2 protein-coding genes and 1 pseudogene are annotated in these 3,464 nt (G+C 67.5%); 2 read left to right on the top strand and 1 reads right to left on the bottom strand.

The window, feature by feature from the left end:
- A pseudogene (locus G3N93_RS36255) lies at positions 1 to 466 on the top strand (trifunctional transcriptional regulator/proline dehydrogenase/L-glutamate gamma-semialdehyde dehydrogenase); the annotation flags it as partial.
- Positions 467 to 550: 84 nt separating this feature from the next.
- The gene (locus G3N93_RS36250) at positions 551 to 1,690 is read left to right on the top strand and encodes a branched-chain amino acid ABC transporter substrate-binding protein (RefSeq protein ID WP_174940214.1); all 1,140 of its coding nucleotides are present in this window, start codon (positions 551 to 553) and stop codon (positions 1,688 to 1,690) included.
- A gap of 110 nt (positions 1,691 to 1,800) precedes the next feature.
- Here the strand turns inward: G3N93_RS36250 and G3N93_RS36245 are convergent, their stop codons facing one another.
- Positions 1,801 to 3,309, bottom strand: a complete 1,509-nt coding sequence (locus tag G3N93_RS36245) for a class I adenylate-forming enzyme family protein (protein WP_206135166.1) — start codon at positions 3,307 to 3,309, stop codon at positions 1,801 to 1,803.
- Between the last annotated feature and the right edge of the window lie 155 nt (positions 3,310 to 3,464).

Below are 3,464 nucleotides of genomic sequence, written 5' to 3'. Positions count from 1 at the left end.
GGTCGGTGCGACCGCGGTGCTGACCGGTCCGACGGGCGAGCGAAACACGTATACACTCGGCCCGCGCGGCACGGTGTTGTGCGTCGCGGCAACGCCGGGCGGTGCGCGCGCGCAGTTCGCGGCGGTGCTGGCAACCGGCAACCGTGCGTTGTTCGCGGGTGCGGCAGGCGAGGCGCTGGTCGCCGCGCTGCCGGCGTCGCTGAAGGCTCACGCGGTCGTGCGCAAGCAGGCTGACGCGCCGTTCGACGCGGTGCTGTTCGAAGGCGACAGCGACGAACTGCAGACGCTCGTGAAGGACGTCGCGCAGCGGCCGGGCCCGATCGTGTCGGTGCAGGGCGTGTCGGTGGGCGCGTTCGAGAACGGCGATGCGGAAGATTACGCGCTGGAACGGCTGCTGACGGAGCGCTCGGTGAGCGTGAACACGGCCGCGGCGGGTGGCAATGCGAATTTGATGACGATCGGCTGATCATCCTTGCCGTTCGGATCAAACATAGGAAGCGGCAAGGCGATCCCGAAGCCGCTCCATTTACCCTGGTACCAAGGAGATGCTATGCAACACACGATGAAAAAGCTGGCAGGCGCGACGTTCGTCGCGGTCATGTCGCTGGCGGGGACGGCCCATGCGGATGACGTGAAGATCGGTTACGCAGGGCCGATGACGGGCGCGCAGGCGCACTACGGCAAGGATATGCAGAACGGGATCGTGCTCGCGCTGGAAGACTTCAACGCGACGAACCCGAAGATCGGCGGCAAGCCGGTGAAGTTCGTGCTCAACACGCAGGACGACCAGGCTGACCCGCGCACGGGCACGACGGTCGCGCAGAAGCTCGTCGACGACGGCATCAAGGGCATGCTCGGCCACTTCAACTCGGGCACGACGATTCCGGCTTCGCGCATCTACGCGAACGCGGGCATTCCGGAAATCGCGATGGCGACGGCGCCGGAATACACGCAGCAAGGCTACAAGACGACCTTCCGCATGATGACGTCCGACACGCAGCAGGGCTCGGTGGCCGGCACGTTCGCGTCGAAGGATCTCGGCATGAAGAAGATCGCGATCGTCGACGACCGCACGGCTTACGGCCAGGGTCTCGCCGACCAGTTCGAGAAGGCCGCGAAGGCCGGCGGCGCGTCGATCGTCGACCGTGAATTCACGAACGACAAGGCGGTGGACTTCAAGGCGATCCTGACCAAGCTGAAGTCGGCGAAGCCGGATCTGATCTACTACGGCGGCGCGGATTCGCAGGCAGCGCCGATGGTCAAGCAGATGAAGACGCTCGGCATCACGGCACCGCTGATGAGCGGCGAAATGGTGAAGACGCCGACGTTCCTGAAGATCGCGGGCAACGCGGCCGACGGCACGATCGCTTCGCTGGCCGGTCTCCCGCTCGAAGAAATGCCGGGCGGCAAGGCTTATGCCGACAAGTACAAGAAGCGCTTCGGCGAAGACGTGCAGACGTACTCGCCGTACGCGTACGACGGCGCGATGGCGATGCTCAACGCGATGAAGAAGGCCGACTCGACCGACCCGGCGAAGTACCTGCCGGTGCTCGCGAAGAGCGACATGGCCGGCGTGACGTCGACGCACGTCGCCTATGACGCGAAGGGCGACCTGAAGAACGGCGGCATCACGATGTACAAGGTCGAGAAGGGCGAGTGGAAGCCGCTGAAGAGCATCGGCGGCAAGTAAGCAGCCAGTGACGTGACGAACGGGCGGCGGCCCAGGTCGCTGCCCCGTTGATCATGCGAAAAAGCCACCGGGCCGGGTGGCTTTTTCTTTTTCCGCCGCCATACAAACGGCTATTCGCGCCGCACGCGCAGCAGGAACTTCTGCAGCTTGCCCGTCGGCGTACGCGGCAGCGCCTGCGCGAACGTGAATTCGCGCGGGATCTTGTACGCGGCCAGCCGCTCGCCGCAGAACGCACGCAGCGCGTCCGCGTCGGGCGCGGTGCCCGCGCGCAGCACCACGTGCGCCACGACCGTCTCGCCCCAGTCGGGATGCGGGACACCGACGACGGCCGCCTCGGCGATGTCCGGGTGTGCGCCGAGCACGTCTTCCACTTCCTTCGAATAGACGTTCTCGCCGCCCGTCACGATCATGTCCTTCAGCCGGTCGACGATGAACAGGTAGCCATCCTGATCGATCCGCGCGATGTCGCCGGTGCGATACCAGCCGTCCGGCGCGAACGCGGCGCGCGTCGCGGCCGCATCGTCGAGATAGCCGAGCATCATGCTGTCGGTCTTCAGCCAGATCTCGCCGGTCTCGCCCGGCTGCGCGTCGATGCCGTCCATCCGCACGACGCGCAGGTCGACGCCCGGGCCGCCCGTGCAACCGATCGAACCGGCCTTCGCGATCTGCTCGTCCGGATACAGCGTCGTGCCGGCCGGGCCCGCTTCCGTCATGCCGTACACCTGGAAGAACGCATCGCTGCGATACGCACGCGCGAGCCGTTCGGCCTGCGCGGGGCCGATCGGGCCGCCGCCGTACAGCCACGCGCGCACGCTCGACAGGTCGAACGCGGCGAAGCCGTCGATCGTGTCGAGCGGCAGCAGGTACGACACCGGCGCGCCGAAATACAGCGTCACGCGTTCGCGCTCGACGGCCTGCAGGAAGCGCAGCGGATGGTATTCGCGCAGCAGCACGACGGTGCCGCCCGCGAACAGCGTGCCGCCGAACCAGTTGTTGAGCGGCGACGAATGCCAGATCGGCATCGCCATCAGCGTGCGCTCGTGGCGGCCGATGCCGGTCGCGAGGGCCGCCTGCATCGCCGCGAGCGTCACGGTGCGGTGGCTGTGCATGCAGCCTTTCGGGTGGCCGGTCGTGCCGGACGTATAGAGGATCTGCGCGATGTCGCCATCGGCCGGATCGATGCCCGCGAGGCCGTCCATCGTCGCGCACAGCGTGTCGAAACACGGCACGCCGTCGAGCTCGCCTTCGGTCACGAGCCGCCGCGCGGGATGCACGATGCGTTCGACCACCGGCGCGAGCGCCACGTCGAACAGTAGCGCCTTGCTGCGGCTGTGTTCGAGCACGTAGTCGACTTCCGGCGCCTGCAGCTTGTGGTTGATCGGCACGAACGTCGCGCCGAGCCGCCACGCGCCGAACATCAGGTCGACGAAGGCCGGCGTGTTGAAGCACATCGCGGCGACACGGTCGCCGGCCGCGACGCCGAGCGCGCTCAGCACGGCTGCCGCGCGGTGCGAGCGCTCGCGCGCGGCGGCATAGGTGATCGTCGCGGATTCGCTGACGAGGAACGGCTTGTCGGGCGTCGCACGGGCGGCGCGGTCAAGGGCGGCGACGAGGTTCATCGGGACTCCGGGCGGGCGATCGAAGGCGAACTGGGTTGTACTACGCTGTACGAAACGGCATCAGGCCGGGTACGCACGCTGCAGCAGCGCGGCGACGTCGATCGCGTGCGGGTCGAAGCCGCCCGCGATGCGGCCCCAGTCGGGCGCGGCGAGTA

It is taken from the genome of Burkholderia sp. Se-20378 (genome assembly GCF_017104665.1).
Lineage (GTDB): Bacteria > Pseudomonadota > Gammaproteobacteria > Burkholderiales > Burkholderiaceae > Burkholderia > Burkholderia lata.
Note: the sequence above shows the minus strand (reverse complement) of the source record. Positions and strands in the feature narration are given on the sequence as shown.

Coding starts and splice junctions, on each gene's coding strand:
- G3N93_RS36250 (WP_174940214.1), top strand. CDS start 551: ATGCAACACACGATGAAAAAGCTGGCAGGCGCGACGTTCGTCGCGGTC.
- G3N93_RS36245 (WP_206135166.1), bottom strand. CDS start 3,309: ATGAACCTCGTCGCCGCCCTTGACCGCGCCGCCCGTGCGACGCCCGAC.